The sequence below is a fragment of the Saccharopolyspora erythraea genome, assembly GCF_018141105.1.
Lineage (GTDB): Bacteria > Actinomycetota > Actinomycetes > Mycobacteriales > Pseudonocardiaceae > Saccharopolyspora_D > Saccharopolyspora_D erythraea_A.
The window spans coordinates 1,999,863-2,026,142 of record NZ_CP054839.1 but is presented as its reverse complement, the minus strand read 5'-3'; the positions used below and the strand labels follow the sequence as shown (position 1 = coordinate 2,026,142).

The window sequence follows — 26,280 nt, the reverse complement described above, 5'->3', positions numbered from 1 at the left end:
CGACTCATGTCGACGGAGTGTCACGAAAACATCCGATAAAGCCCCTTATTGGGTTGATCGCTTCCGAGTGCACCCCCCACAGGGATTCGGACAATCCCGGACCGTCGCGTAGCGGACAGTAGCTACTACCGTTCCGAGGTACCCCGACAGGTGATCGTTTTCCGCTCGCACGGAAAGATCGATCCGACTGCGGTACTGGTAGCAGAGGATCTATTTCCGCGTGGGACGGAAGGAAGACAGGCAATGACCGCTCAAAGGCCCCTCGGACGCGCAGTCGCGTGCATCGCGCTCGCGGCAGCGGCACTGGCCCCCGGGATCGCATCGGCGGCAGCCGACGCCAGAGATGCGCGGAGCACGATCACGCTGACCGTGACCGAACACCAGAAGCCGCACAGCGTGACCCTCGACTGCGAGCCCGCCGGGGGCGACCACCCGAAGGCCGCGGCCGCCTGCGCCGACCTGCTGACGGTCGACGGGAACTTCGAGGACCTCCACGCGGTCCGCCCCGAGCTCGAACGGTCCGGTTGCACCAAGGACAACCGGAACATCCGCGCGTCCGCCAAGGGCACCTGGCGCGGTACGCAGATCGCCCACGAGACGTCCGTTGCGAACCGGTGCGTGCTGAAGCAGCAGACGGGAGCCGTATTCGACTTCTGAGCACACCCGGCTCCCCAACGCCCCGAGTTTCCATTCGAAGGGCCCACCGAACTGCCCGGTGGGCCCTTCTTGCTATTTCAATACCGCTTCCATCACATGATCCAATTCACGGCATCCGACGAAAACTCCGCCTTTATGCCACCATTGGTCCCAATCGGCAGACGGTCGAGCGCACTTTCTTGATCTTTATCCCGATAGTTCCACGAAACAGTGCCCACAAACCGTGATCAATTGTTCCGGACCTCACTCAACTCCATCTGATCAGCCGCCCCGGGAAAATCGGTCGCGCGCAACTGGGACAACAGCGCGTAATCGCAAACCCGGCAGTGTGACGGTTGATTCTCTTTGGTGGTGCAGGACAACGCAGAGAGCCGTGAACAATGCGACCGTTTAATTGCCAGCCGGAAGCCCTCCCAACTCGCGTGGGTCGGGAGTCACGCCGCTTGGCGCTGGATATCACGATGATAGGAGATGAAGGAATGCGTAAGTCCATTCGTCTGCTCGCCGTTACCACCGCGGCCGCCGCCATGCTCGCCGTGGGTTCCCCCGCTTTCGCCGGGGGCGGCTCCGATGACGACACGAAGCAGACCGCTACCGCCACCGGCGGCAACGGTGAAGGCGGCAACGGCGGCCTCGGTGTCAACGTGCTCTGCGGCATCGGCGTCGGCGTCCTCGGCGAGGGCACCGGCTCGTGCAGCGCCGCCAACGGTGGCAACGGCACCGGCGGCAACGCCGAAGCCGAGAACGAGGACGACAGCGACAACTGACACCAAGGCTGACGTCAGGCTCTGACGCCAGCTCGCTCCCTCCTCGGGTGTGTGCCGACCAATGCGGGACCGGTCGGCACACACCCTTTTTCTGCGCGGCCCGCGGTGCACTCCGCCCTTGGCCACGGCGCACCTCCACGCGTGCCGGAGACGCGGAGGTCCCACCTTCGGGTGGTCCCGTGATCTCTTCCGCATGTCGGTCAGTGCCAAACCTGCGCCTCCGATGAAAAGGTCCACGCAGTGATCGGCACGGCCGCCCCGCTTCCCGGGCGACGCGGCACCGATCCTCATCTGAAACCAGCCAAGATCGGAGTATGGAGTGCGCACTTCGGTTCGCGTTCTCTTCGCCGGCGTCGTCGCGACCGGGCTGTTCGCAGCCGGTTCGTCGACCGCTCTGGCGGCCAAGGACGACAAGACTTCCGACGACGACACGACCCAGACCGCGGCCGCCGAGGGCGGCGAGGGCGGCAAGGCCGGCGACGGCGGACTGGGACTCAACGTCTGCCCGTCCATCGCGCTGCTCGCACCGGCGAGTGCGAAGTGCAACGCCGCCAACGGCGGCAGCGCCAACGGCGGCGACGCGGAAGCGTCCACGGAGGACGACAGCAGGGACAGGGAGTACCGCAAGAGCAAGGACTGAGCAGTCCCAGGGGGAATGCCACTGCCACGCGCGGAAAACGTGCCGGCCTCCCATCCGGGAGGCCGGCACGACGCGTTCTTCGGGGCGGGTGGTGGCGGGAAGACCGCGTCAGGTGGATCGCGCGACCTTCCCGCACGTCGACGGTAACCCCGTCTTCTCACCGGCTCTCGGCGAAGCCGGGAACATACCTACATCAGGCGACCTCGGAGCGCGGCTGTGCCCCAGGCAGTCCGACGATCACGTTGCCGCACATGGACTCTCGCCCTGCGACCGCACCGCGGACGCCGGCGAGTCCGCCGACGACTGTGCCGATCCCGCCAGGGGACCGGCACAGTCCGGATCTCAGTCCTCCTCGTCGTTCCCGTCGTAGTGCGACGTTTCCGACTCCCCGTCGGAGCTGGTCCCGTTCTGGGCGCCCGAGATCGTGCACTCGAGCGAGATCGCGCCCAGCGCCGGGTTGCCCGGCCGGCAGTTCTCGAACTTGATCGGCCCCGACGTGAAGGGGCCGGCGTCGTCCGGGCTCGGCGCGGTGTCGGAGCTCGCCGCCTGGGCGGAGTTTCCGACCGCCAGCAGGCCCGCGGCGACCGCGGTGGCGCCGAGGATGCGGACAGAGGTTTTCACTGGTACTCCAATCCAAAAGTTGTGTGCGAGGCACAGATCCCGCATATGGAGCATGCCGGTCCGACGGACCGGCATGCTTGGGACGATCCGCCGGACCGGCCGGCGGGGAGCAGGTCGGCCCTCAGTCGTCGTCGGACGAGTAGGTCTCGCTGCTGTCGTCCTCCGCGTACGCTTCCGCGTCGCCGCCGTTTGCGTTGCCGCCATTGCCGCCGGAGCAGTTGGCCTCGGCCTTGGCTAGCACACCGATCGCCGGGCAGAAGTTGATGGCGATGCCGCCGTCTCCGGCGTACCCGCCGTCGCCGCCCTCGGCGGCCGCGGTCTGGGTCGTGTCGTCGTCGGACTTCTTCTTGTCGTCCTTGGCGGCGAACGCGGTGGACGAACCCGCGATGAGCAACCCGGCCGTGACTGCGCCTGCGAAGAGCGCGCGTGCAGAACTACGCACCTCAGACTCCGATCTTGAATGTTCCTGACTGCGTCGCCGGCTGCCGGGCCGGGAATTGCGGGCCCGAGCGCCGAGATCGACTGCGCAAACCTTCCACCGCGGCTCCGCGTTGGCACGGCAACACGCCAGAAACCACGCCGGGTCACCCGTTGGTGCAAGCCGAAGGACGCGAACCGGCCCGGCAGCGCGGGCCGCCGGGCCGGTGGTGCCGTCCTCGCGGAGGAGCTCAGTCCTCGTCCTGCTCCTGGTAGTCGGACTGCTCGCTCTCGTTGTAGTTGTTCTGGTTCGTCCACGTCATGGCCGACTGCTCGCCCTTGGAGCCGATGCTGACCTGGTTCACCGGCGAGACGTTGATGTTGTTCTGCACGGTGTTGTTGGCCGTGGCCTGGTTCTGGTCCTGGATCAGGCCGGAAGCCTTCGGGACCTTCTTCCCGCCGGCGGCCAGCGCGGCGTCGCCCGCCCCGAACAGCAGCGGCAACACCAGAGCAGCAGCCGCGGTCAGCCGCTTCGCATTACGCATGAACCGTTCCCTTCCTAGATCTGGGCGCAAGCCGCGGAAGCCGGATCTCCGCCGGATTTCCGGGAGTTCCCGCGCGGCATGTGGAACCTACCGGTGCGCTTTGGTTCAAGGGCAAGCAAGAAACACCGCTGATCACACCATGTGGTGATCAACGCGACCTGCGACTGGACTTCCTCTGTGGACTTCCCGGCCCGGGCGGGGAACCCGCCCGGATGCGGCAAGGCCCGGTGCCGCGGCGATGGGGCAGGGCCGAGCGCCGCCGGCGGCGTCGCGACGTGGTTGAAAGATCCCTCGAACAGTTCAATAATCCCGGGCCAGAGGGCATCTCTCCGCCGCCCGGCAGGACCCGGTGGACCCAGGTTGAAAGGGAGTTCCGGATGCGCGCAGCCGTGCACACCGCCGCGAACGAGCCGATGCGGATCGAGGAGCTGGCCGATCCGCACCCGCGGGCGGGCGAGATCGCCATCGACGTGACGTCCTGCGGTGCCTGCCACACGGACCTGCACGTCCTCAAGGGCGAGCTGCCGTTCCCGGTGCCCGCCGTGCTTGGGCACGAGGTCGCTGGGGTGGTGTCCGAGGTCGGCCCGGAGGTCACCGGCTTCTCCGTCGGCGACCGGGTCGTCACCAGCTTCATCATGCCGTGCGGCCAGTGCCCCCAGTGCGCCCGCGGCAACGAGGAGATCTGCGAGAAGTTCTTCGCCTACAACCGGGGGAAGGGCCAGCTCTACGACGGCGAGACCCGGCTGTTCCGGCCCGGCGGCGAGCCGGTGTGGATGTACTCGATGGGCGGGCTCGCCGAGCGCTCGGTGACCCCGGCCACCGCGGCGTACCGGGTGCCCGACGGCGTGGAGCTCGCAGACGTCGCCTCCGTCGGCTGCTCGACGATGACCGCCTACGGCGCGCTGCGCCACGCGGCCGACGTGCGGGTCGGAGACACCGTCGCCGTGGTCGCCGCCGGTGGCGTCGGCTCGGCGCTGATCCAGCTCGCGGGGTCGTTCGGGGCGTCGGTGGTCGTCGCCGTGGACATCAGCGAGGACAAGCTCGCCAACGCCCGCACCCTGGGCGCCACCCACACCGTGAACTCCGCCGAGGTCGACGCGCCCGCGGCGATCCGCGAGATCACCGGCGGGCGCGGCGTCGACGTCGCCTTCGAGGCGCTCGGCGGCGTGCCGACGTTCGAGGCGGCACGGGACTCGGTGGTCGAGGGCGGGCAGGTCGTGGTCGTCGGCATCGCGCCGAGGGGTACTACCGGCGAGTTCGACCTGGCCACGATCGCCCGGCGCAAGCTGCAGATCAAGGGCTCCTACGGCGCCAAGCCGCGCCGCGACATGCCGGTGCTGCTGGACCTGGTGGCCCGCGGGCTGCTCCGCCCGCAGGACGCCATCAGCCGCCGCTACTCGTTCGAGCAGGTGCAGGACGCCTACGACGCGCTCCGGCGCGGCGAGACCGTCGGCCGCGCGGTCGTCGACATCGGCTAGTCACCGGACCGCCGCGACCTCGCCGCGCCGGGTGCCCGACCGCGCGAACAGCACCCCGGCGATGACCAGCGCACCGCCCGCCACCGTGTTCCAGCCGAGCGGTTCTGAGAGCAGCAGCGCACCGAGGATCGTCGACCACAGCGGCGTCACGTATGTGACGGTCGAGGCGATCGTCGAGCCCGCGGCCCGGATCACCCGCATGTTGAGCAGGAAGGCCATCCCGGTACCGACCGCGCCCAGCAGCACCAGGCACGCGGCGGGCAGCAGGCCGGGCCAGCCGGGTGCGCCGCCGAGCAGCGGGGCGACCAGGAGCAGCTCCAGCGTGGCGAAGGTGAGCTGCAGGATGATCAGCGCGCTCGCCGACTCCGAGCGGCCGGAGAAGAACCGCCTGGTGTAGGTGAAGCCCGCGCCGTAGCAGGTGGTCGCGGCCAGGCAGGCGAGGCTGCCGGCCAGCACTCCGCCCTCGACGCCGCGCCACACGCCGAGCACGACCAGCACCCCGGCGAAGCCGGCGAGCAGACCGGCCAGCCTCCGCGGCGTCGGGTGCTCCGACGGCAGCAGGAACAGCACGAACAGCAGCGTCGCCAGCGGGGTCGTGGCGTTCCAGACCCCGGCCAGCACCGAGCTGATGTGGGTCTCGCCGTAGGCGAACAGGGTGAACGGCACCGCGTTGTGCAGGGCGGCGACCACGGCGGCGTGCCCCCACGTGCGCGGGTCGCGCGGGATCGAAGGGCGGGCCGCACCCGAGGCGAGCCACACCGCCCACAGCGCGAGCGCGCCGAACAGGCACCGCCACAGCGCCACCCACACCGGGGCGACGCCCGCGTCGACCGCGACCTTGATCAGCACGAAGCTCGATCCCCAGATCGCCGACAGCAGGACGAATCCCGGTACCCAGCGCGCCGTCGGTTCTTCCATGTCCACCACCAAACCCCGTCACCGCCGCACCTTTCCGGCGGCTTTCGGCCATCACGTTCGGCGATGCGGCATGATGAGTCAAACAAGTTTCATCGCGCCACCGATGAGGGTTGCTCATGAACAACGTGAACCTCGCACAACTGCGCGCCTTCCTCGCCGTGGTCGACGCGGGCGGCTTCGGCGCGGCATCGGAGGCCCTGGACATCAGCCAGTCGGCGGTCTCGCACGCGGTGGCCGCTATGGAGCGCACCGTCGGGTGCCGCGTGCTGGTCCGGCAGGGCAGGCCGCGGCCGACCGCGTTCGGCGAGCGCATCCTCTGCCACGCCCGCACCGCCGTGTCGGCGGCCGACTCGATCGCCGAGCTGGCCGCGCGGCGCGACGGGCTGCCCACCGGGACGCTGCGGCTGGCCGCGCCGCCGACGGTCTGCCAGGGCTTGCTGCCGGAGCTGCTGACCGGATGGCGGCACGACTACCCGCGGCTCGCGGTCCACGTCTTCGAGGGCGAGGACGACGAGGTGGCGGACTGGCTGGCCGGAGCCGCGGTGGACGTGGCGGTGCTGGTCGACCCGCCGGGCGGCGAGGGCGTGCGCGTCGGCTCGGATGTCTTCCAGGCGCTGTTACCGCACGACCACCCGCTCGCGGGCGAGGACGTCATCGACGTCACCGACCTCGACGACGATCCGTTCCTGCTGTCCTGCGGTGGGTGCGAACGGCACCTGCGCGAGGTCTACCGGCTGGGGAAGGCACAGCTGGCCCCCGCGCACCGCATCCGCGAGATGGGCACGCTGCTGGCCATGGTCGCCGCAGGCATGGGCGTCACGGTCGTGCCGGGCCTGGCGGCGGCGATGCTCGACCCGAGGCTCGTGCTGGTGCCGCTGCGCCAGCGCGTGACGCGCGAGCTGGTGCTGACCGGGCCACCCGGCCGGCCCTGGCACCCGGCGGTCACCGCCCTGGTCGAGGCCGTCGCGCAGCGTTCCCCGGCTCAGGCCCTCTCCGGCGGGTAGCCGGGCGGGTGGCCGAGCTGGTCGTAGAGCTGGCCGTGCCGCATCCGCTTCGCCACGTCTCGCCGGAGGTGGACGATGTAGGCCCAGACGACCACGAACACCAGCGCCATCAGCCCGATCGCCGGGTGCACGAAGAAGCACGCCACCAGCGCGACCTGCAACACCAGCGCGAAGCCGAGCCCCCACTTGCGCCGCTGCACGAACCCGGCGACCAGCAGCAGGACCGACAGCACCGCCACGAACACGAAGCCCGCGCTGGACACGCCCCCGGCGAACTGCCACACGACCGGCAGCGCGAGCGCGAAGACGATGAACTCCAGGATGAGGGTGGCTGCCATGATGCCGCGCAGGCCCTTCCACGGGTCGCGCACGCCTTCCGGCGGCACCGGCAGGCCGTACTGGTCCTCCGGCAGCGAGGCGTCCCCGGCCCGGTCGCCCGAGGCGACGTCGGCGGGGTTGTCGTCGCGCGGGGTGCTCGATTCGTCGGTCACGCCGGCTCCTTACCGAACAGCGCTCGTGCTTCGCCCGCCGTCACCACGGACCCGGTGATCACCACGCCGCCGCCGGAGACCGACTCGCTCGGGTCGGTGGTCTCCTCGGCCATCTGGATCGCGGTCTCCACGGCGTCGTCGAGCCGGGGTTCCACGACGATGCGGTCGGGTCCGAAGATGTCCTTGGCGATGCTCGCCAGCTCGTCGGGGTCCATCGCGCGCGGCGAGGAGTTCCTGGTCAGCACCACTTCCTCGACCACCGGCTCCAGCTCGGCGAGCACGCCTCGCACGTCCTTGTCGCCGAGGACGCCGACCACCGCCACCAGGCGGCGGAACGAGAACTCCGAGCTCAGCGCCTCCGCCAGGGCGCGGGCGCCGTGCGGGTTGTGCGCGGCGTCCACCAGCACCGACGGCGCCGCCCGCACGCGCTCCAGGCGGCCGGGGGTGATGACCCCGGCGAAGGCGTCGCGGACCGCTTCGACGTCGAGCTGGTGCTCGGCGCCCGCACCGAAGAACGCCTCGACCGCGGCCAGCGCGAGCGCGGCGTTGCGGGCCTGGTGTTCGCCGTGCAGCGGCAGGAAGATCTCGTCGTAGACCCCGCCGAGCCCCTGCAGCCGCAGCATCTGGCCACCGACGGCGACGGTGCGCGACAGCACGCCGAACTCGTGGCCCTCGCGGGCCACCGTGGCGTCGACCTCGGCGATCCGGTCCATGATCGGCTTCTGCGCCTCGGCCTGCTGGGCGGCCATCACCACCACCGAGCCGGGCTTGATGACCCCGGCCTTCTCCGTGGCGATCCCAGCGAGGTCGTTGCCGAGGAACTCGGCGTGGTCCATGGCGACCGGGCAGATCACCGCGATGCGGGCGTCGGCGACGTTGGTGGCGTCCCAGCTGCCGCCCATGCCGACCTCCAGCACCGCCGCCTCCACCGGGGCGTCGGCGAACGCGGCGAAGGCCATCCCGGTCAGCACCTCGAACTTGCTCATCGGGACATCGCTGCGCGAATCCACGATGGACACGTACGGCGCGACGTCGCGGTAGGCCTCGACGTAGGCGGCGGGGCTGATCGGCCCTCCGTCGATGCTGATGCGCTCGGTGGCCAGCTGCAGGTGCGGGCTGGTGTAGCGGCCGACGCGCAGGCCGATCCGGCCGAGCAGCGCGTCGATCATCCGCGAGGTCGAGGACTTGCCGTTGGTGCCCGCCACGTGCACGACCGGATAGCTGTGCTGCGGCTCGGCCAGCAGGTCGGTGAGCGCGCGGATCCGGTCGAGCGACGGCTCGATCTTGGTCTCCGGCCAGCGCTCGTTGAGCTCGGCCTCCACGACGCGCAGTTCCTGCAACGCGCCCGGATCGGTGTCGGACAAGTCCTTCACTCCCTGTGCCCCGACGACGAATGTCGAGGTCAAAGTCTACGTGGGAAGGTGAGGACGGCTTCAGCCCGACCTGCCCCGGCCCTCACGACCCCAGCGGCCGACCGGGCAGGGGTGGCCCTACCGCCTAAAGAGGAGCCTCAGCTCTCATCCCGTCGACCTGGCGCCAGCCCGATCAGGCCGGGTCAAGGGGGCGCCCTCGCTCCCGACCGCAGGATGCCTCGAAAACCGCCCCCTTGACGCGGTCTGATAGCCCTTGTGGAGGTCGGCGGGATGGGAACCAGGCTCCGAACGAACCGCCGCCCGCGAGCAAGGCTTTCATCCCGGAGACCTGCCGGGGCCTGGGGGTGGCGAGCGCCCCAGAAACCCCGCTCGCCGCAAGCCGCAAGGCCAGGGTGACTTCGTCGAGAACCCACGCACTCCCGTACTCAAAGCGCCCCGCCAGCCCCACTGGATGCGTCGAAAAGCCCGCGCTCCCGCACTCAAAGCGACCCGCCAGGCCAAGCCGCCCACCGGAAATCCCACGCACCCCCACTCCCAAAGCGACCCGCCAGGCCCGCCGCCACCCCTCAGCCCCCGGGATACCCTCGCCTCGTGGCCGAGTGGATCGAAGACGAGGTGCTGCGCGGACAGGACCTCTACGCCGAGGAGCTCGTCGGGCGCGCGTACCTCCGGTGCGAGTTCCACGACTGCGATCTGAGCGAGGCCGCGACCCGCAACGCGGTCTTCGAGGAGTGCTCGTTCACCGGCGTGCGGTTCAACGTCTCCCGCCACACCGACACCGCGTTCCTGCGGTGCTCGTTCGACCGCTGCGACTTCTTCGACGCCGAGTTCACCGGCTGCAAGCTCACCGGCAGCCGGTTCCGCGGGTCGGCGCTGGGCTCGGTGCGGGTGCTCGGCGGCGACTGGTCGTTCGTCTCGCTGGCCGACGCCGACCTGCGGCGCAGCTCCTTCCGAGACGCCCGGATGCGCGAGGCCGACCTGACCGCGGCCGACTGCCGGGACGCGGCGCTGACCGACAGCGACCTCTCCGGCGCGCAGTTCGACCGGGCCCGCCTCGCGCGGTGCGATCTGCGCGGCAGCGACCTGACCGCGCTCGACCCGCTGTCGGCGGAGGTTTCGGGTGCGGTCATCGACGCGCCGCAGGCCGTCGTGCTCGCTCACGCTCTCGGTTTGCAGGTGCGGTGAGTCAGTCCACCTCCCGTCGGAGGCCCGGCGCCGTCAGCTGCTCGGCTGTGACCGATGGCCGGTCAGCCGACTGATGGTCAGCCGACCTTCACGTAGAGCTGCATCCCCATCTGCCGGTGGTCGCCGACCGGGCACCAGAAGTCGTAGACGCCGGGACGCAGCGTCACGGTGACCTCGGTGACCTCGCCGGACTGAACGACGGCCGTGCGCGCGTTGGAGACGTCCGGCCCGGCGATCTCCACCGCGTGCGGGTGCTGTCCGGCGTTGAAGGCCTTGAAGGTGTAGGTGCCAGGCGGCAGGAAGGCCGGCTGCAACAGCCGGTAGTCGACCATCTTGACCACCACGACGGCAGGCCCGCCGTCGGCTGCCGGAATCACCGCCGGCGCCGGTGTCGTCGCTGCGGAGGCCGACGCGCCGGTCAGCACCGTCGCCGCCAGCGCGAGCACCGCGAGCAGCACTCCCACCAGCCGCGGTCCGGTCTTCGCGGGTCTGCTCCTGCACGTCCTGCGTTCGTCCACTTCGATCAGCATCGCTCAACCCCCCGCGGAACTCGCCCACGCACCATCGGAAGACACGTGGGAAGAATGGAGAAAACCATTACCGCCCAGCGATTTCCCGCTGGAATTCGGTGAAATCAGAGTAGGACCGCGAGCCTTCCGGCTGGTGTCGCGAGTTTCTGGTGTGACGCGGGGAGCGCCAGTGCAGACTCTTGCAGAAGAACAAGCTGCGCCAGCAGTGACAGACGCCCCGGCTTCCCCCGACACACCGAAGCGGGCCGTTGCGTACAACGACCCGCTCCCGTGCGGTATGCGATCTGCCCCTCGGACGACCCTGCTGCCAGCCCCGCGATCAGCTCTCGGGCAACGCGGAAAGCCGGGCGTTGATGCGCTCGATGTCGGCCAGCGCGGTGTCCCGGCGAACCTTGATCTTGTCGACCACCTCGGCCGGGGCCTTGTCGGTGAACGCGGGGTTGCCGAGCTTCTTCTCGGTGCCCGCGAGCTCCTTCTCGGCCGCCGCGAGGTCCTTGGTCAGCCGCTTGCGCTCGGCGACGACGTCGATCGCCCCGGAGAGGTCGAGCTCGACGGTCACGATGCCGCCGCGCAGGCCGACCTCGATGGACGCCGACGAGGTGAAGCCGTCGGCGGGCTCGGTGACCCTGGCCAGCGCCCGCACCGCGGGCACGTGGCCGTCCAGGCCGAGCTCGCTCACCCCGCCCAGCTTCGCCGCGACCCGCTGCCCCGGCTTGAGGCCCTGGTCGGAGCGGAACCGGCGGATCTCGGTGATCAGCTTCTGGGTGGCCTCGACCCGCTCGGCAGCACCGGTGTCGACCGGCTGGCCCGCCGGCGCAGGCCACTCGGCGACGACGACCGAGTCGCGCCCGGTCAACGTGGTCCACAGCGTCTCGGTGATGTACGGGATCGTCGGGTGCAGCAGCCGCAGCAGCACGTCGAGCACGTGGCCGAGCACGTCGCGCGTGCGTTCCGCCCGGTCGCCCTGCTCGTCGAGCTGGACCTTGGACAGCTCCAGGTACCAGTCGCAGAACTCGTCCCACGTGAAGTGGTAGAGGGCCTCGGTGGCCTTGGCGAACTGGAAGTCCTCCAGCAGCTCGTCCACTTCGGACACGACGCGGTCGGCGCGGTCCAGGATCCACCGGTCGGCGTCGGTGAGCTCGTCGCGCGCGGGCAGCGCCGCGGGCACCCGCGCACCGTTCATCATCGCGAACTTGGTGGCGTTGAACAGCTTCGTGCAGAAGCTGCGCGAGCCCGCGACCCACTCCTCGCTGATCGGCGAGTCCGCGCCCGGGTTGGCGCCGCGCGCCAGCGTGAACCGCAGCGCGTCGGTGCCGTAGTTGTCCATCCACTCCAGCGGGTCGACGGTGTTGCCCGCCGACTTCGACATCTTCTTGCCGTGGGGGTCGCGCACCATCCCGTGCAGCGCGATCACCTTGAACGGCTCGACCCCGTCCATCGCGTAGAGGCCGAACATCATCATCCGGGCGACCCAGAAGAAGAGGATGTCGTAGCCGGTGACCAGCACGCTGGTCGGGTAGTACTTGCGCAGGTCCTCGGTGTCGTCCGGCCACCCCATGGTCGAGAACGGCCACAGGCCCGAGGAGAACCAGGTGTCGAGGACGTCCTCGTCCTGGTGCCAGCCCTCGCCGCTGGGCGGCTCCTCGTCGGGTCCGACGCAGACGACCTCGCCGCCCGGCCCGTACCAGATCGGGATGCGGTGGCCCCACCACAGCTGACGCGAGATGTTCCAGTCGTGCAGGTTGTCGACCCAGTCGAAGTAGCGCTTGGCCATCTCCGGCGGGTGCACCGCGACCCGGCCGTCGCGCACCGCGTCGCCCGCGGCCTTGGCCAGCGGACCGACCTTGACGTACCACTGCAGCGACAGCCGCGGCTCGATCGGCTCCTTGGACCGCGAGCTGTGGCCGACGCTGTGCACGTACGGCCGCTTCTCGGCGACGATCCGGCCCTCTTCGCGCAGCGCCTCGCGGACCGCGACCCGCGCCTCGAACCGGTCCATGCCGTCGAAGCGGGTACCGCTGCGGGCGATCCGGCCGCGCTCGTCCATGATCGTCAGCATCGGCAGGTCGTGGCGCTGGCCGATCTCGAAGTCGTTCGGGTCGTGGGCCGGGGTGACCTTCACCGCGCCGCTGCCGAACTCGGGGTCGACGCGGGTGTCGGCCACGATCGGGATCGTCCGGCCGGTCAGCGGCAGCTCGATGCTGGTGCCGACCAGGTGCCGGTAGCGGTCGTCGTCGGGGTGGACCGCGACGGCGGTGTCGCCGAGCATGGTCTCGACCCGGGTGGTGGCCACCACGATCGAGGCGTCCCCGTGGCCGTAGCGCATGGAGACCAGCTCGCCCTCGACCTCCTTGTGCTCGACCTCGATGTCGGAGATCGCCGAGCGCATCTCCGGCGACCAGTTGACCAGCCGCTCGGCGCGGTAGATCAGGCCGTCGTCGTAGAGCTTCTTGAAGATCGTCTGGACGGCGCGGGACAGGCCGTCGTCCATGGTGAAGCGCTCACGGGTCCAGTCGACGCTGTCGCCGAGGCGGCGCATCTGCGACAGGATCGCCCCGCCGTGCTTCTCCTTCCACTCCCACACCCGGTCCAGGAAGCCCTCGCGGCCAAGCTCGCGGTGGTCGATGCCCTCGTCGCGGAGCTGCTTCTCGACCATGGCCTGCACTGCGATGCTGGCGTGGTCCATGCCGGGCAGCCACAGCGCGTCGTAGCCCTGCATCCGCCTGCGGCGGGTGAGGACGTCCATCAGGGTGTGCTCGAACGCGTGTCCGATGTGCAGGCTGCCGGTGACGTTCGGCGGCGGGATCACGATCGAGAACGGCGGCTTGTCACCGGCCGGGTCGGCGGTGAAGTACCCGGCGGCTACCCAGCGCTGGTACAGCTCGGCCTCTACGTCGGCCGGGTTCCAGGTCGACGGAAGTTCACGGGGCTGTGCGGCTTGGGTCTGTGTCACATCGCAGAGTGTACGAAGCTCTCAGGTTCACCTTGACAACCGTCCCGGGTCGGTGCTGGGGACCTCGCCGGACCCCAGGGCAACGCCGGTGTCCGCCGTGCGGTTGTAAGGCGTTGCCCCACGGGGCAGCGTGCAGCACCCTTTGGATCATGTCGCGTGGAGCCCCTGAGCAGGACATCGACGAGTCGGCCCTGGAGGTCGGCGCCCCGAAGCCGGCGGCGGCCGGGGTCAAGGGCGTGCTGGTGTCGTTGCAGCGCAGCTGGGAACAGATGGGCCTGGCCCGGACGGTGAAGACCCTGCCGCTGCTGAACCAGCGCGCCGGGTTCGACTGCCCGGGCTGTGCCTGGCCCGACCCCCGCGAGGCCGACGGGGACAGGCGCAAGCTGGCCGAGTTCTGCGAGAACGGCGCGAAGGCGGTGGCCGAGGAGGCCACCACCCGCCGCGTCGGGCCGGACTTCTTCGCCGCGCACCCGGTGGCCGAGCTGGCCGAACGCACCGACTACTGGCTGGGCCAGCAAGGGCGGCTGACGCAGCCGATGATCCTGCGCGAGGGCGACACCCATTACCGGCCGATCGGCTGGGACGAGGCCTTCGGAGTGATCGCCGACGAGTTGCGTGGGCTGGAGAGCCCGGATGAGGCCGTCTTCTACACCTCGGGTCGCACCAGCAACGAGGCCGCGTTCCTCTACCAGCTCATGGTCCGCGGCTTCGGCACGAACAACCTGCCGGACTGCTCCAACATGTGCCACGAGTCCTCCGGCGCGGCGTTGACCGAGACGATCGGGATCGGCAAGGGCTCGGTGTCGCTGGCCGATCTCGAGCAATCCGATCTGGTGTTGGTCGTCGGGCAGAACCCGGGCACCAACCACCCGCGGATGTTGTCGTCGCTGGAGAAGGTCAAGCAGCGTGGCGGCAGGATCATCGCGGTGAACCCGTTGCCGGAGACCGGCCTGATGCGGTTCAAGAACCCGCAGAACGCCCGCGGTGTCCTCGGCGGCGGCACGGCGCTGGCCGACGAGTTCGCCCAGATCCGCATCGGTGGTGACCTGGCGCTGTTCCGGGCGGTCAATGCGCTGGTGCTGGCCGAGGGTGCGGTCGACCAGGAGTTCGTCGAGTCCTGCACCCACGGCTTCGAGGAGTTCCGGGCCCAGGCCGCCGACCTCGATTGGGACGAGGTGCGGGCCGCGACGGGGTTGGAGCGGGCGCAGGTCGAGCGGATCGCGCGGATGGTGATCGACTCCGAGCGGACGGTTGCCTGCTGGGCGATGGGGCTGACCCAGCAGCGTCAGGCGGTGGCCACCATCCGGGAGGTGGTCAACCTGCTGCTGATGCGCGGGATGATCGGCAAGCCGGGGGCCGGGGTGTGCCCGGTGCGCGGGCACTCCAACGTCCAGGGCGACCGGACGATGGGCATCTGGGAGAAGATGCCCGAGAAGTTCCTGGCCGCTCTCGAGGCCGAGTTCGCCATCCCGGTTCCGCGCCACCACGGACTGGACACCGTCGACTCGATCAGGGCCATGTGCTCCGGGCGGGTGCGGGCGTTCGTGGGGATGGGCGGCAACTTCGTCTCCGCCACCCCCGACACCGCCGCCACCGAACGGGCGCTGCGCGGATGCGAGCTGACCGTGCAGATCTCGACCAAACTCAACCGCTCCCACGTGGTGCCCGGCCGCACCGCGCTGATCCTGCCGACGCTGGGGCGCACCGAGCGCGACACCCAGGCAGGCGGCCCGCAGTTCGTCACCGTCGAGGACTCGATGTCGGTCGTGCACTCTTCCCGCGGCCGGCTGGCACCGGCCTCCGAGCACCTGCTCTCCGAGGTCGCCATCGTCTCCCGCCTGGCCCGCCGCCTGCTCGGACCGGAGCATCCAGTGCGGTGGGAGGAGTTCGAGACCGACTACGACACCGTCCGCGAGCACATCGCCCACGTGGTGCCCGGCTGTGAGGACTACAACCAGCGGGTACGCGAGTCCGACGGGTTCGTGCTGCCGCACCCGCCGCGGGATGCCCGCCGCTTCCCCACCGCGACCGGCAAGGCGAACTTCACCGTCAACACTCCCGAGCCGATCACCGTGGGCGAAGGACGGCTGCTGCTGCAGACCCTGCGCAGCCACGACCAGTACAACACCACCATCTACGGCCTGTCGGACCGCTACCGCGGCATCGAGGACGCCCGCCGGGTGGTGATGGTCCACCCCGACGACATCGCGGCGCTGGGTCACACCGACGGCGACGTCGTCGACCTCGTCTCCGAATGGTCCACCGAGGACGGCACCGTCGAAGAGCGCCGCGCCGAGCGCTTCCGCATCGTCGCCTACCCCACCGCCCCCGGCTGCGCCGCCGCCTACTACCCCGAAGCCAACCCGCTGGTCCCGCTGGGATCAGTGGCCGAGAAGTCCAACACGCCGGTCTCGAAGGCGATCATCGTCCGGCTCGAATGCCGCTGATCCCAGTGTCCTGACCTGAGAAAACGGGGCCACCCGCCACGCCGCGCTGGGGAACGCCCCAGCGCGATCCGGGGGCTCGGCGCACTCGGATGGCGGGTCTGCACCATCGTTTCGGGCCGGCGCCGCTGGCAACCTTCTCGTGCAGCCCAAACCGGGCGTATCGGACAGCGAGAAGGAGAGACTCGATGCACGACCACGGACGATCGACCGCCGCTCCAGGCGAGGGGCCGACCGGCCACAACACGGCCCGCACCCCGCGACCCAAGTTCACGATCACCGTCGCGGCGGTGCTCGCCCTCGGACTCGCCGGCGGCGCGGCGTGGGCGCTCATGCCCGGCCGGACCCCGGTCCGGCAGGTCAGCATGGAGTCCAGCTCCTCCCCCGGGGACACCCCGTTCGTCGCCCCCATCAGCGACAACGGCGCCGACACTTCCTCCTGCGACGCGAACTACCTGATCAGCGACCTGGAGGCCGACCCCGACAAGGCACGGGCTTGGGCCGAGGTCTTCCGCATGAGCGCCGAGGAGATCCCCGGGTTCGTCAGCAAGCTGACCCCGGAGCAGCTCACCTCCGACACCCCGGTGACCAGCCACGGCTACAAGGACGGCCGGTTCGACGCCCGCCCGACCGTGTTGCAGACGGGCACGGCCGTGTTCGTCGACGACAAGGGCGAGCCGACGGTCAAGTGCCTCAACGGCAACCCACTGACCAAGGACGAGTCCGAGAAGGTCGCCGGCTCCGGCTCCGGTGACCAGGGCGGGACCTACGGCCAGTCCGGTTCCGCCACCGGCGGCCAGGTCCCCGGCGGGGGCTCAGGCGGCAGTGGCGACAACGGCTCCGGCGGTGGTGGTGGCACCAAGACGCCGACCGAGAAGGAGCTGAAGGACGCGGCGGACAAGGCCTACATCGCCCACGAGAAGGCCAAGGAGAACCTGCACAAGGCGATGGATGTCAGGGATAAGGCCTGGTCCGCGGCCGATGCCGCCAAGCGCGAACTCGATGAGCTCATCAAGGCGGGCGCGACGCCGCAGGAGATCCAGAAGGCGAAGGACCGCTACGACGCCGCGCTGAAGGAGGCCAAGAAGGCCGACGAGGACGTTCTCAAGGCCGAGAAGGAACGGCAGAGGGCCGAGAAGGAGCAGCAGAGGACTCAGGAGGCGTACGAGGAGCACACCGGTAAGCCGTACGAGCCGCCGGTCACTCCGAAGCACCCGAAGGCCCCGAAGGACGTCGAGCCTCAGGAGGACAAGACCAACGACAAGCCAGAGGCGGACGTCCAGGTCGAGCCCGAGACCGAGGTGACCGAGGAGACGACCGAGGAGAAGCCGGTCGACGAGGGCACCGACACCCAGGAGTCCGAGCAGAAGCCGCAGGAGGAGAACTCTCCCCCGCAGGGGGTGACCACGGGCGCTGAGGCCGAGTCCACCCAGTGATCGAAGAAGAGCGACGTGAGCGGTGTTGCCGGTACCCACCGGCAGCACCGCTCACGTGCGTCACTTCAGCAGCAGGTCGACGACTCCGGTGCCGTCCTCGTCGCCGTGCCCGTCTGCGACGCGGCGCTCCATCAACGCCATGAACGGTGTCAGCAGTTCCGGGCTGACCCGCTGCTCCTCTGCCGTGCGCAGCAGCGTGGAGTTGCCCGCGACCTGCATGGCGAGGTTCGACACCACACCCTGCGTGTAGTCGCCGCTGGCCAGCTGCGCCGCGGTCTGGTGGGCGGCGGTCGCCATCGCGGTCAGCCAGGAGACGAGCAGCGACGCGAAGTTCGCCAGGTCGATGTCCTCCCGCTTCACCAGGGCGAAGGCCTGCAACATACCGGCGAACATGCCGTTCATGGCGCTCAGCAGCGCGACGTCGTGCAGCGCGGCGAACCCGGCGTCCTCGCCGACGTAGTTGGTGCCCGTCGGCACCGCCAGGGCCTCCCGATGCTCGTCGAACAGGGCGCGGGAACCGCTGTAGAAGACGTATCCACCGGACTCCGGCACCCCGATCATGGGTGGGACCGCCATGATCCCGCCGTCGAGGAACCGCGCACCTCGCTCCCGCGCCCACGCGGCGCGCTCCCGCGCCTGGTCGGGAGTGCCGGTGGTGAGGTTGACCAGGTCCTTGCCGGTCAGGTCGGCACCGGCGAGCGTGTCGCCGACGGAGGCGTCGTCGAGCAGGCAGGCCACGACCAGGCGGTTCGCCGCCACCGCCTCGGCGGCAGTCGCCGCCACCGTCGCGCCGTCGGCGGCCAGCGCCTCCGCACGGGCCGGGGTGCGGTTCCAGACGGTCAGGGAGTACCCGGCGGCGAGCCAAGTGCGGGCCAGGGCGGCGCCCATGGCGCCGAGGCCGAGAAGGGTGAGCGACTTGTTCGCGGAAGCGTTGTCGTGCATGCCGATTAGGCTTCTCGCAGGTCCAGGGGGCGGCAAGTACGCACTTCGAAGTGGGGGCTTACCCCGGGGATAGCGAGCAGGTGGGAGGGGCGGGCATGGCGACCACCAGGCGGCCGGGCGCGTACGTGTGCGGCATCGACGCGGCGATGGACGTGATCGGCGGCAAGTGGAAGGTCCTCATCCTCTGGGAGCTCAGCGTGAAGCCGTGCCGCTTCGGAGAGCTGCGCAGGGGCCTGCCGGGCGTGACCGAGAAGGTGCTCGCCTCGCACCTGCGGGAGCTGGAGGCGGACGGCATCGTGCACCGCGAGACCTACGACGAGGTGCCGCCGCGCGTGGAGTACTCGCTCACGCCTCGCGGCGCCTCGCTCAACACCGCGCTGGAGCCCCTCGGGCAGTGGGGACGGGCGAACGTCCTCGACGACTCGTACAAGCACGAGGCGGCGGGTTAGGACCAGACGCTAGCCGGTCGAGCCTGGTCCCGATGTGGCGGCATCCAGCGTGTTGAGATGGGTTCGGGTGGTTTCGGCGTCGGGATGCCCGAAGCTGTCGAGAATTGAGAGGGCGGCCTGCCAGGCTTCCCGAGCACCTTCGGCATCACCGCTTGCGTGCAGTACTTCGCCGAGCTTGTTGAGGCTGGTCGCCTCGCCCAGCTGGTGGCCGATGGCCCGGCGATGCTCCACGGCTTGGCGATAGGTGCGCACCGCGCTGTCGATGTCTTCCACACAGAGGTAAGCAGCTCCGAGGTTGCTCAATGCGTAGCCTCGTGCGAATCGATCAGTTACGTCGACGGCGTGACGGAGGTGGGCGAATGCCTCGGGCAAGTCGCCAATGTGGACCAATGCGAGCCCTAGAACTCCGTCGGCTACTCCCTCGTCTACCGCTGAGTCCCTGGTATTGCCCTGTATGTACAGGGCGCGTCGCGCTGAGGCCGCTGCGTCCGCGTAGCGCTTCAGATCGAGGAAGAGCGAACCAATCGCGGTGTAGGCACTGGCTGCCCACTGGTTTTCGCCTGTATCGGCGAACAGTTCGGCGGCAGATTGCTGATAGCGGATAGCTGCGTTGAGGTCTTGGTGAAAGTAGTGTGCCGTCGAGAGGTCGGTAAGAAGGCGAGCCTGGGCGGCGCGGTCTCCGGTGTCTTGTGCACCTTTGAGTCCAGCGGTACTACTGGCTTTCAACTCGTCGATCAGACCGCGCAGCTTCAACGGATATGTGGCCACGTGTGCCAACCAGGGGGCGCGGGGCATGCCGAGCGCTACTGCCTGCGGAATGCAGGCCAACACGCTGGCGTGCTCGGCATCCCACCACGTCAAGGCTTCTTCATAGGTGTCGAAGTTCCGCGACAACCGCTTGTCGGTGTGGTCCAGCTGGAACAGCGTTCGGTCCGGTGCCAGTCGTTGACTGGCGGCGTAGGTGGTGTAGAGGTAGTGGTCCAGCAGGCGTTGTAGTGCTGCGGTGCGTTCCTGTTCTGCGTCGTCGGCGTACGCGCGCTCGCGGGCATAGGCACGGAGCAAGTCGTGGAAGGCGTAGCGATCTCCCGTTCGGCGGGTGAGTACGTGGGCCCGGCAGAGTTCGCCGAGCGTCCGCCGGACGCGACGCGGGTCGGTGCCGGCCAGTGCTGCGGCCGCGCCGACACTGATATCCGGCGAGTTGGGCATACCGAGCAGGCGGAACAGCCGAGCTGCTTCCGGGGTCAGCGTGCGATACGACCAGGAGAACACCCCGCGTATGCCGGTCCGTCCGCCCACATCGAGGGCATCGAGTCGATCGCGTTCGTCGCGGAGGTCGGCCGCGAGGTCTGCCAGCGCGAGGTCCGGTTCGGCGGCGGCCTGGACGGCGACCAGAGTCAGCGCCAGCGGCAGTCCGGCGCAGTGGTCGAGCAGTGCCGCGACCGCCTCCGGCTCGTCGGCCATGCGCTCCGCGCCGACGTACCGCACCAGCAGCTGACGACCTTCGTCGCGCGTGAGCGTTGCCAGCGCAAGTCGCTGCGCGCCGTGGTGGGCAACGAGCCCGTCCAGTCGCTGGCGGCTGGTGACGACGACCAGGCATCCCGGCGATCCTGGCAGTAGCGGCAGCACTTGCTCGGTGTCGCGGGCATTGTCCAGCACGAGCAGGACCCGGCGCCCGTGCAGCAGTGTGCGGAAGTGCGCGGCCCTGGCTTCTTCCGCAGCCGGTAGCGCCTCCGGCGCCGCTCCCAGCGCGGTGAGGAAGCCACCCAGGGCCTCGGTCGAGGTCATCGGTTCGGCGGCTGGGTCGAAACCCCGTAGATTGACGTAGAGCTCGCCGTCGGCGAACCGCTCGCGGACCTGGTGGGCCCACTGGACGACCAGCGTCGACTTGCCCACCCCGGCGAGCCCGTCGATGGTCGACACCAGGACCGTTTGGTCACTGCCGGCGCCTTTGAGCAGTGTGGTCAACGCGTCCTGTTCGACGGTGCGGTTGATGAAGTGCCGCACCGTGGCGGGCAGCTGGCGCGGTACGACAAGCGGACTTGTCGAACTTGCGGGGTGAACGTGCACGCCCCCGTGTACGTGCTGCGCTTGGACCACGTTCTCGGCAGCCGACGCACTGTTGTGCGTCCCCCCAGGCTGAGACCCCAAACCGACCCTCTCTTACATCCTGTCGCAAATGATCAGTGTGAGGCTGACACGAGTACCGCCGAACCTCCACCGCCATCTGCGCGAGCCGAGCTGCAGACACGTGGGGTCTCTGAGCGACACGCGCCCGGAGACCCCAGAGGCCGCCTACCTCTCGAACCGGCCTTTCTTGACGGCTCGGATGAGTGCAGCGATGTCGGCCGACAGCCTCGGGCCATCCGGATCCTTCGAATCACGGATGAGCCCCCGTGGCACCGACAGCTCGACGCAGTTGCCGTTGGCACTCGTGTAGCTGGACTTCTGCCAGCGGTGCACCACCATTCTCACACCTTCCTTCCATCGGCGAGCGCGGCGACGAGGGACACCGACTCGGCAGGAGTCAACGCGATTCCACCGAGCCAGTCCACTGCCTTCTGATACTCGAGGACATCGTGCTCAGAAGGAATGAAAGCACCGGAACTGTGATGCTCGAAATGTACTACGGGCGAAGTATCCGGGAATTCGTACAGCACGAACGGCCCGGCAAGGCCGGGATGCCACCCCAGGCGCTGCGGAACGATCTGGATCGTGATGTTGGGGCGGGCCGCCCTCTCCACCAGTCGTTCCAGTTGTTCTCTCATCACCGCGCAGGACCCGATCTCGTCGTGCAGTGCGGCCTCTCCGATCAGGGCATGGAACCCGATCGGATCCCGGCGGGTGATGACTTCCGAACGACTCGCGCTCAGCATCACGCGCAGTTCGGTGTCGGCCTGCGAAAGCCCGCTCGCCCGCTTGATCTCGCGGGTGTACTCCAACGTCTGAAGAAGCCCTGGGACCAGCATGGGAGCCCACTCCACGATCGACTTCGCGGCGCGTTCGCACTCCACCACACCCGCCAGCTGTTGCGGGATGCCGTTCATGCCGACCGTGAGCCAGTTCGGCTCCCGGACGTTGCGGGCGAGGTCGAGTATCCGCTCCCGCTCCGCCGGGCTGACCCGGATGGCGGCGAGGATCATCGCCACCGTCTCGATGTTGGGTACCCGCGATCCGGTTTCCCAGTTGGAGATCTGCACGTGTGAGAGTTCGAGCCGGCGGGCCAGCGCGCGGACCCCGATACCGCTCGAGATCCGGGCTTCTCGCAGTGCCGCGGAAAGAGCCCTGGCGCGTGGCGTACCCGCGGTAGCGGCCATGTGACACGTCCCATCGATGATCGCGCTAGCAAGATCACCTGAACAGGGCCCTAGTGGCACGGTGACGCTACCAGCGACGGTGGCTTCAACAACAGCGATCAATCGACTGCTACTTGGAGGCAGAGGCCCATGCACAGCTCGGAAGCGTGGCCCCGCTGGTTGCCATCGCCGGGTTTGTCGGGCGTTCTCGAAACACATTCCGCACCCGGGCCCGGCCTGCCTGCCGAGTGCGGTGCGGAAGTGATGTGGGCCGAGCCCGGCCATCCGACGACTGAGCGTCCTCGTTGCGTCGAATGTACCCGCATCGTCAAATCGTTTGCACGCCAGGTGATCCACCGATACCCGGGCTCGCGCCGCGCACCGGACCGGCGCGCGCCCGCGCCCGGTCACCGCATCGGCAACGCGGGATGCGTCGCGAACTCCCGCGCGGTGACCGGGCATTCCAAACCAGGAGACGAAAAGGAGTCCACATAGGACTTCGATCCGAGCCCGGACCGACGTGGTACCGCCCTCCCCCGCACGTCGGTCCGCCCGGTCGGGCCGGGCGCGATGGAGCCCCCGGACGCGCCCGGCCCGACGCCCGCACACCGTCGGCCCCACCGTCCGTGCTGGGGAACGCCCCAGTGCGGACGGAGGGTGGACGCGGTCGATTGGAGGGTCCGCACCATTCTTCGCGCCTCCTCTCGGTGCCAGCCTTTTCGCAAGGGACCTGAAGTGGTCCATGAGCGAAAGCACCTGAGGAGGTCCGGACATGAACGGTCGCGGGCAGAACCCCCACCCCGAAGAGACGCACGTGAGCGTGTCGACCGTGTACCGGTCCGGACGTTCCAGGCTGCGCCTCGCAGTGGCCGCGGCGGTCGCACTCGGCCTCGCGGGCACCACCGCGTGGGCGCTGCTGCCGGGCGGGACCGCCACCAAGGAGGTACGCCTGGAGCCCACGTCCGCCCAGGACCGGGGCACCGCGACCGGTGAGCCGGACTGCGACGCGAACCGGCTGCTGGCCGACCTCCAGGCGGACCCGGGCAGGTCCACCGCGTGGGCCGGGGTGTTCGGCATGGCTCCCGAGGAGATCCCGGCTTTCGTCGGCGGCCTGACCCCGGCGCTGCTGCCGTCGGACACCGCGGTGACCAGCCACGACTACGAGTCCGGCACCTACGTGGCGCATCCGGCGGTGTTGCAGGCGGGCACGTCGGTGTTCGTCGGCGGCACGGGAGAGCCCGCGGTCAAGTGCGTCACCGGCGACCCGCTGACCAGCGGCGAGATCGACGCGGGCGCGAACTTCACCGGACAGGGCTGGTACTCCTTCCAGCCCGGATCGGTCACCGGCGGCACCGGCGGCACCGGTAGCACCGGTGGCAGCGGTGGTACCGGGGGCGGCAGCGGTCCGGTGGACCCGGGGCCGTCGAAGGAGGAGATCGAGAAGTTCCGCAAGAAGGCCCAGGACGCCCACGACAAGGCCGTGGAGGCGCGCAAGATCGCCGAGGACGCCCGGTTCAAGGCCAACGACAAGCGGGCCGAGGCCAACATCTTCGCCGCGCGCGTCAACGAGCTCATCGCGAGGGGCGCACCGCAGGCCGAGATCGACGCCGCCCGCGAGGAGGCCGCGAGCAAGGACCGGCAGGCCAAGCAGGCCGAGCAGGCGGCCAAGGACGCCGAAGCCGTGCAGAAGGTCGCCGAGGGCGTGGCGGACAAGGCGGCGAAGGAGTTCCAGAAGACCACCGGCAAGCCCTTCCAGCCGCGCAAGACCACCGAGAAGGGCACGCCGGAGAAGAAGGCTCCCCAACTCGCCGAGCAGCACGACGACGAGGACGTCGTCAAGCAGGAGCCCGCCGAGGACGAGCCCCAGGCCGAGGAGCAGGCCGAGGAGAACGAGAAGGTCGAGCCGAAGCCGAAGTCCGGGAACGGCACCGGTGGCGAGCAGAAGGGCAACACCTCGCAGAGCCGCGGCACCGGCTCCGCGCAGACCGAGAACGGCTCGTAACAGCGGGCAGTGGAAAGTTGGGCGGTATCGCAGGGCAACCGGCGATACCGCCCAACGCTGTCCGGGCGAGGTGGCCGGAGCCGGGACGGCTGAGGACGAGTCGTCCATGAGGGACAAGGGAAACCGGCGTCAAATCCTGAGGAGACTCCGATGTCACCTCGATGTCGCTTTTGGACCATTGAGCGCCTTCCGGCGGAAACCGGCCATTCACGGGAAGTTCGCCCGACCACCAACCAAAGGAGGTGGTTACCCGAACCGGTCGGCTGCGAAAGTCACCGTCGGTATCCAGGCGGTGACACCGAGGAGCTGACAACAGGCCATGCTGATGTCCGCAGACAATCCCGCCGTCCCCTTCGTGGACGTGTTCGACCGGAATTTCGGCTACGACTCCGACACCCTCGCCGCGGCGCGTGAGCGGCACTGGTACGCACGAATCCCCAACGGACTGATGCTCCTCGGCCACGAGGAGGTGAACGACCTCCTGCGCGATCCCCGTCTGGTGTCCGACGGCAAGCGGTACCTGGAGATGCACGGCGTCACCTCCGGTCCGCTCTACGACTGGTTCGTGCCGATGATCCTGCACCGGGAAGGGCAGGACCACGCCCGCCTGCGCAGCGTCGTGCGCAGGACCTTCACCCCTCGCGTAATCGAGGGCCTGCGGCCCTACATGCGCGAGACCGTCGGCCGGATCGCCGACGGGATCGCCGAGACCGGGGAATGCGAGTTCGTCGAGACGCTCGCCAACCCATTCCCGGTCATGGTCATGGGCCGGTTGCTCGGCGTGCCACCGCAGGACCACGAGCTGTTCCACGGCTGGAGCACCGACGTCGGCCTGGTGTTCTCGCTCGCCTACGGCGGAGACGTCCGGGAGCGAGTGGAGCGCGCGGTCAGCGAGCTGGGCGACTACTTCGACGGGCTGATCGAGCGTCGGCGGGCCGAACCCGCCGACGACCTGATCTCCAGCATGATCGCCGCGCAGACCGAGGAAGAGGTGATCAGCGGCGAGGAGCTCCGCAACCTGCTGGTCGCCCTGGTCTCCGCCGGGCACGACACGACGCGCCACCAGTTCGGCTCGGCGATGCTGACCCTCTGCCGGAACCCGGAGCAGTGGACGGCGTTCCGCGACGATCCCGGTCGGGCGGTCGAGGAGATCCTTCGCTGGTGCCCGGCCGCGCCGGTCCTCTTCCGGTTCGCGCAGGAGGACATCACCTACCGGGACACCACGATCCCCGCGGGCACCTTCGTGATGCTGTGCGTGCACACCGCCAACCGGGACCCGAAGCGCTTCGACCGCGCCGAGTTCTTCGACACCACGGCGAGCAGGCAGACGCCCCACCTCACCCTCAGCGCGGGACCGCACTTCTGCCTTGGCGCCGCAGCCGCACGTGCCGAGCTGGCCGAAGCCTTCACCGTGCTCAGCACCCGCTTCGGCCCACCGCGGATCGCGGGGGAGGTCACCTGGCGCAATCCCATCGGCATCTTCGGCCCGGAGACGCTGCCGGTGAGATTCGCCTGACAGCACGGGAAATCCGCACCGGCGCCACCTGAAAGCGTGAACTGGCCCGGGAAAGCTTGCTCTGCACCTTGCTCGAGGTTCTAAGTTGCCCTGGCAGACGGCGAACACGGGAGAAGTGGTGGCGAGCAACGCTGACGAGTGGCCCGAGGGGCTGAAGGTGGCGCAGGTGCGGATGGCCCGGCCGACCGACAAGCTGGCGGAGGTGGTCGAGTTCTACTCCGGCTGCCTCGGCCTGCCGGAGCTGTACGGCTTCAGCGGCCACGCCGGCTACGACGGCGTGATGCTCGGTCTTCCCGGCACGGACTACCACCTGGAGTTCACCTCGCGGGTGGACGGCAGTCCGTGTCCGGCACCGACCGCGGAAAACCTGCTGGTGCTGTACTTCGACGGGGACGCGCGGATGCACGAGGCGGTGCGACGCCTCGGGGAGGCCGGGCACGAGCCCGTGCCGATGGAGAACCCGTACTGGGCCGAGCACGGGGCGCTGGCCTTCGCCGACCCCGACGGGTGGCGCGTCGTGCTGGTACCCAAGCCGGTGTTCTAGGCGGGAGCCAGTGGCCTCGGCGGAGCGGCTGATCGGCCGCACTGCTGGGGGCCGCTGATCGGCCTCGGCTGCTCG

24 protein-coding genes are annotated in these 26,280 nt (G+C 69.4%); 12 read left to right on the top strand and 12 right to left on the bottom strand.

Going from position 1 to position 26,280, the window contains the following annotated elements; translation table 11 throughout:
* Positions 1 to 243 precede the first annotated feature (243 nt).
* The 3 genes from HUO13_RS09350 to HUO13_RS09340 all read left to right on the top strand — a co-directional run bounded on the left by HUO13_RS09350 (position 244) and on the right by HUO13_RS09340 (position 2,064).
* Positions 244 to 657 carry a subtilase-type protease inhibitor gene (locus tag HUO13_RS09350; RefSeq protein WP_211901022.1) on the top strand — a complete coding sequence of 138 codons (414 nt, stop codon included), beginning with the start codon at positions 244 to 246 and terminating at the stop codon, positions 655 to 657.
* A gap of 479 nt (positions 658 to 1,136) precedes the next feature.
* Positions 1,137 to 1,424, top strand: coding sequence for a hypothetical protein (locus HUO13_RS09345; protein ID WP_211901021.1), 288 nt, complete (start codon positions 1,137 to 1,139; stop codon positions 1,422 to 1,424).
* A gap of 319 nt (positions 1,425 to 1,743) precedes the next feature.
* Entirely contained in the window at positions 1,744 to 2,064 is a 321-nt protein-coding gene (locus HUO13_RS09340) for a hypothetical protein (protein ID WP_211901020.1), read from the top strand.
* Positions 2,065 to 2,406: 342 nt separating this feature from the next.
* Here the strand turns inward: HUO13_RS09340 and HUO13_RS09335 are convergent, their stop codons facing one another.
* The 3 genes from HUO13_RS09335 to HUO13_RS09325 form a co-directional block, all read right to left on the bottom strand.
* Positions 2,407 to 2,685, bottom strand: a complete 279-nt coding sequence (locus HUO13_RS09335; protein WP_211901019.1) for a hypothetical protein — start codon at positions 2,683 to 2,685, stop codon at positions 2,407 to 2,409.
* A 121-nt stretch (positions 2,686 to 2,806) separates the two neighbouring features.
* Positions 2,807 to 3,127 (bottom strand): hypothetical protein, encoded by a 321-nt coding sequence (locus HUO13_RS09330; RefSeq protein WP_249124564.1) that lies wholly within the window; start codon positions 3,125 to 3,127, stop codon positions 2,807 to 2,809.
* A gap of 226 nt (positions 3,128 to 3,353) precedes the next feature.
* Complete coding sequence (locus HUO13_RS09325; RefSeq protein ID WP_211901018.1) at positions 3,354 to 3,647, bottom strand: hypothetical protein; 294 nt, start codon at positions 3,645 to 3,647, stop codon at positions 3,354 to 3,356.
* Between the two features lie 377 nt (positions 3,648 to 4,024).
* On the opposite strand from HUO13_RS09325, the gene HUO13_RS09320 reads away from it, so the two are divergent.
* Positions 4,025 to 5,125 carry a zinc-binding dehydrogenase gene (locus HUO13_RS09320; protein WP_211901017.1) on the top strand — a complete coding sequence of 367 codons (1,101 nt, stop codon included), beginning with the start codon at positions 4,025 to 4,027 and terminating at the stop codon, positions 5,123 to 5,125.
* Here the strand turns inward: HUO13_RS09320 and HUO13_RS09315 are convergent, their stop codons facing one another.
* On the bottom strand, positions 5,126 to 6,043 hold the full coding sequence (locus HUO13_RS09315) for a DMT family transporter (RefSeq protein ID WP_211901016.1): 918 nt from the start codon (positions 6,041 to 6,043) through the stop codon (positions 5,126 to 5,128).
* Positions 6,044 to 6,159: 116 nt separating this feature from the next.
* On the opposite strand from HUO13_RS09315, the gene HUO13_RS09310 reads away from it, so the two are divergent.
* Positions 6,160 to 7,047 (top strand): LysR family transcriptional regulator, encoded by an 888-nt coding sequence (locus HUO13_RS09310; RefSeq protein WP_211901015.1) that lies wholly within the window; start codon positions 6,160 to 6,162, stop codon positions 7,045 to 7,047.
* On the opposite strand, the gene HUO13_RS09305 is transcribed toward HUO13_RS09310, so the two are convergent.
* Positions 7,026 to 7,538, bottom strand: a complete 513-nt coding sequence (locus tag HUO13_RS09305; RefSeq protein ID WP_211901014.1) for a DUF4233 domain-containing protein — start codon at positions 7,536 to 7,538, stop codon at positions 7,026 to 7,028. The two genes, HUO13_RS09310 and HUO13_RS09305, sit on opposite strands and share 22 nt — an antisense overlap.
* Positions 7,535 to 8,902, bottom strand: a complete 1,368-nt coding sequence (folC, locus tag HUO13_RS09300; RefSeq protein ID WP_211901013.1) for a bifunctional tetrahydrofolate synthase/dihydrofolate synthase — start codon at positions 8,900 to 8,902, stop codon at positions 7,535 to 7,537. The genes HUO13_RS09305 and folC overlap by 4 nt, the downstream gene beginning before the upstream one ends.
* A gap of 600 nt (positions 8,903 to 9,502) precedes the next feature.
* Between folC and HUO13_RS09295 the strand changes: the two genes are divergently transcribed.
* Entirely contained in the window at positions 9,503 to 10,096 is a 594-nt protein-coding gene (locus HUO13_RS09295; RefSeq protein ID WP_211901012.1) for a pentapeptide repeat-containing protein, read from the top strand.
* 77 nt (positions 10,097 to 10,173) lie between these two features.
* Here the strand turns inward: HUO13_RS09295 and HUO13_RS09290 are convergent, their stop codons facing one another.
* Positions 10,174 to 10,626: a plastocyanin/azurin family copper-binding protein gene (locus tag HUO13_RS09290; RefSeq protein ID WP_249124563.1), complete on the bottom strand. Its 453-nt coding sequence runs from the start codon at positions 10,624 to 10,626 to the stop codon at positions 10,174 to 10,176.
* A gap of 319 nt (positions 10,627 to 10,945) precedes the next feature.
* The gene (locus tag HUO13_RS09285; protein ID WP_211901011.1) at positions 10,946 to 13,579 is read right to left on the bottom strand and encodes a valine--tRNA ligase; all 2,634 of its coding nucleotides are present in this window, start codon (positions 13,577 to 13,579) and stop codon (positions 10,946 to 10,948) included.
* A 149-nt stretch (positions 13,580 to 13,728) separates the two neighbouring features.
* Here HUO13_RS09285 and HUO13_RS09280 point away from each other — a divergent pair, with 149 nt between their 5' ends.
* Positions 13,729 to 16,026: an FdhF/YdeP family oxidoreductase gene (locus HUO13_RS09280; protein ID WP_211901010.1), complete on the top strand. Its 2,298-nt coding sequence runs from the start codon at positions 13,729 to 13,731 to the stop codon at positions 16,024 to 16,026.
* A 185-nt stretch (positions 16,027 to 16,211) separates the two neighbouring features.
* Positions 16,212 to 17,459, top strand: coding sequence for a DUF6777 domain-containing protein (locus HUO13_RS09275; RefSeq protein WP_211901009.1), 1,248 nt, complete (start codon positions 16,212 to 16,214; stop codon positions 17,457 to 17,459).
* 60 nt (positions 17,460 to 17,519) lie between these two features.
* Here HUO13_RS09275 and HUO13_RS09270 read toward each other — a convergent pair whose 3' ends face one another.
* On the bottom strand, positions 17,520 to 18,401 hold the full coding sequence (locus HUO13_RS09270; RefSeq protein ID WP_211901008.1) for an NAD(P)-dependent oxidoreductase: 882 nt from the start codon (positions 18,399 to 18,401) through the stop codon (positions 17,520 to 17,522).
* A 95-nt stretch (positions 18,402 to 18,496) separates the two neighbouring features.
* Between HUO13_RS09270 and HUO13_RS09265 the strand changes: the two genes are divergently transcribed.
* Positions 18,497 to 18,850 carry a winged helix-turn-helix transcriptional regulator gene (locus HUO13_RS09265; RefSeq protein ID WP_211901007.1) on the top strand — a complete coding sequence of 118 codons (354 nt, stop codon included), beginning with the start codon at positions 18,497 to 18,499 and terminating at the stop codon, positions 18,848 to 18,850.
* Between the two features lie 9 nt (positions 18,851 to 18,859).
* Here HUO13_RS09265 and HUO13_RS09260 read toward each other — a convergent pair whose 3' ends face one another.
* The 3 genes from HUO13_RS09260 to HUO13_RS09250 form a co-directional block, all read right to left on the bottom strand.
* On the bottom strand, positions 18,860 to 20,854 hold the full coding sequence (locus tag HUO13_RS09260; RefSeq protein WP_249124562.1) for an ATP-binding protein: 1,995 nt from the start codon (positions 20,852 to 20,854) through the stop codon (positions 18,860 to 18,862).
* Between the two features lie 288 nt (positions 20,855 to 21,142).
* Positions 21,143 to 21,316 (bottom strand): DUF397 domain-containing protein, encoded by a 174-nt coding sequence (locus HUO13_RS09255; protein ID WP_211901006.1) that lies wholly within the window; start codon positions 21,314 to 21,316, stop codon positions 21,143 to 21,145.
* A 2-nt stretch (positions 21,317 to 21,318) separates the two neighbouring features.
* Positions 21,319 to 22,164: a helix-turn-helix domain-containing protein gene (locus tag HUO13_RS09250; protein WP_211901005.1), complete on the bottom strand. Its 846-nt coding sequence runs from the start codon at positions 22,162 to 22,164 to the stop codon at positions 21,319 to 21,321.
* A 751-nt stretch (positions 22,165 to 22,915) separates the two neighbouring features.
* On the opposite strand from HUO13_RS09250, the gene HUO13_RS09245 reads away from it, so the two are divergent.
* The 3 genes from HUO13_RS09245 (at position 22,916) to HUO13_RS09235 (ending at position 26,205) form a co-directional block, all read left to right on the top strand.
* The gene (locus tag HUO13_RS09245) at positions 22,916 to 24,145 is read left to right on the top strand and encodes a DUF6777 domain-containing protein (protein ID WP_211901004.1); all 1,230 of its coding nucleotides are present in this window, start codon (positions 22,916 to 22,918) and stop codon (positions 24,143 to 24,145) included.
* A 319-nt stretch (positions 24,146 to 24,464) separates the two neighbouring features.
* Positions 24,465 to 25,661, top strand: a complete 1,197-nt coding sequence (locus HUO13_RS09240; protein ID WP_211901003.1) for a cytochrome P450 — start codon at positions 24,465 to 24,467, stop codon at positions 25,659 to 25,661.
* A 118-nt stretch (positions 25,662 to 25,779) separates the two neighbouring features.
* Positions 25,780 to 26,205, top strand: coding sequence for a VOC family protein (locus HUO13_RS09235; protein ID WP_249124561.1), 426 nt, complete (start codon positions 25,780 to 25,782; stop codon positions 26,203 to 26,205).
* The last annotated feature ends 75 nt before the right edge of the window (positions 26,206 to 26,280 follow it).

Bases quoted from the DNA above. Each gene is read 5' to 3' on its own strand.
- HUO13_RS09350 (WP_211901022.1), top strand. From the start codon at position 244: ATGACCGCTCAAAGGCCCCTCGGACGCGCAGTCGCGTGCATCGCGCTC.
- HUO13_RS09345 (WP_211901021.1), top strand. From the start codon at position 1,137: ATGCGTAAGTCCATTCGTCTGCTCGCCGTTACCACCGCGGCCGCCGCC.
- HUO13_RS09325 (WP_211901018.1), bottom strand. From the start codon at position 3,647: ATGCGTAATGCGAAGCGGCTGACCGCGGCTGCTGCTCTGGTGTTGCCG.
- HUO13_RS09320 (WP_211901017.1), top strand. From the start codon at position 4,025: ATGCGCGCAGCCGTGCACACCGCCGCGAACGAGCCGATGCGGATCGAG.
- HUO13_RS09315 (WP_211901016.1), bottom strand. From the start codon at position 6,043: ATGGAAGAACCGACGGCGCGCTGGGTACCGGGATTCGTCCTGCTGTCG.
- HUO13_RS09310 (WP_211901015.1), top strand. From the start codon at position 6,160: ATGAACAACGTGAACCTCGCACAACTGCGCGCCTTCCTCGCCGTGGTC.
- HUO13_RS09290 (WP_249124563.1), bottom strand. From the start codon at position 10,626: ATGCTGATCGAAGTGGACGAACGCAGGACGTGCAGGAGCAGACCCGCG.
- HUO13_RS09280 (WP_211901010.1), top strand. From the start codon at position 13,729: ATGTCGCGTGGAGCCCCTGAGCAGGACATCGACGAGTCGGCCCTGGAG.
- HUO13_RS09275 (WP_211901009.1), top strand. From the start codon at position 16,212: ATGCACGACCACGGACGATCGACCGCCGCTCCAGGCGAGGGGCCGACC.
- HUO13_RS09270 (WP_211901008.1), bottom strand. From the start codon at position 18,401: ATGCACGACAACGCTTCCGCGAACAAGTCGCTCACCCTTCTCGGCCTC.
- HUO13_RS09265 (WP_211901007.1), top strand. From the start codon at position 18,497: ATGGCGACCACCAGGCGGCCGGGCGCGTACGTGTGCGGCATCGACGCG.
- HUO13_RS09255 (WP_211901006.1), bottom strand. From the start codon at position 21,316: ATGGTGGTGCACCGCTGGCAGAAGTCCAGCTACACGAGTGCCAACGGC.
- HUO13_RS09250 (WP_211901005.1), bottom strand. From the start codon at position 22,164: ATGGCCGCTACCGCGGGTACGCCACGCGCCAGGGCTCTTTCCGCGGCA.
- HUO13_RS09245 (WP_211901004.1), top strand. From the start codon at position 22,916: ATGAACGGTCGCGGGCAGAACCCCCACCCCGAAGAGACGCACGTGAGC.
- HUO13_RS09240 (WP_211901003.1), top strand. From the start codon at position 24,465: ATGCTGATGTCCGCAGACAATCCCGCCGTCCCCTTCGTGGACGTGTTC.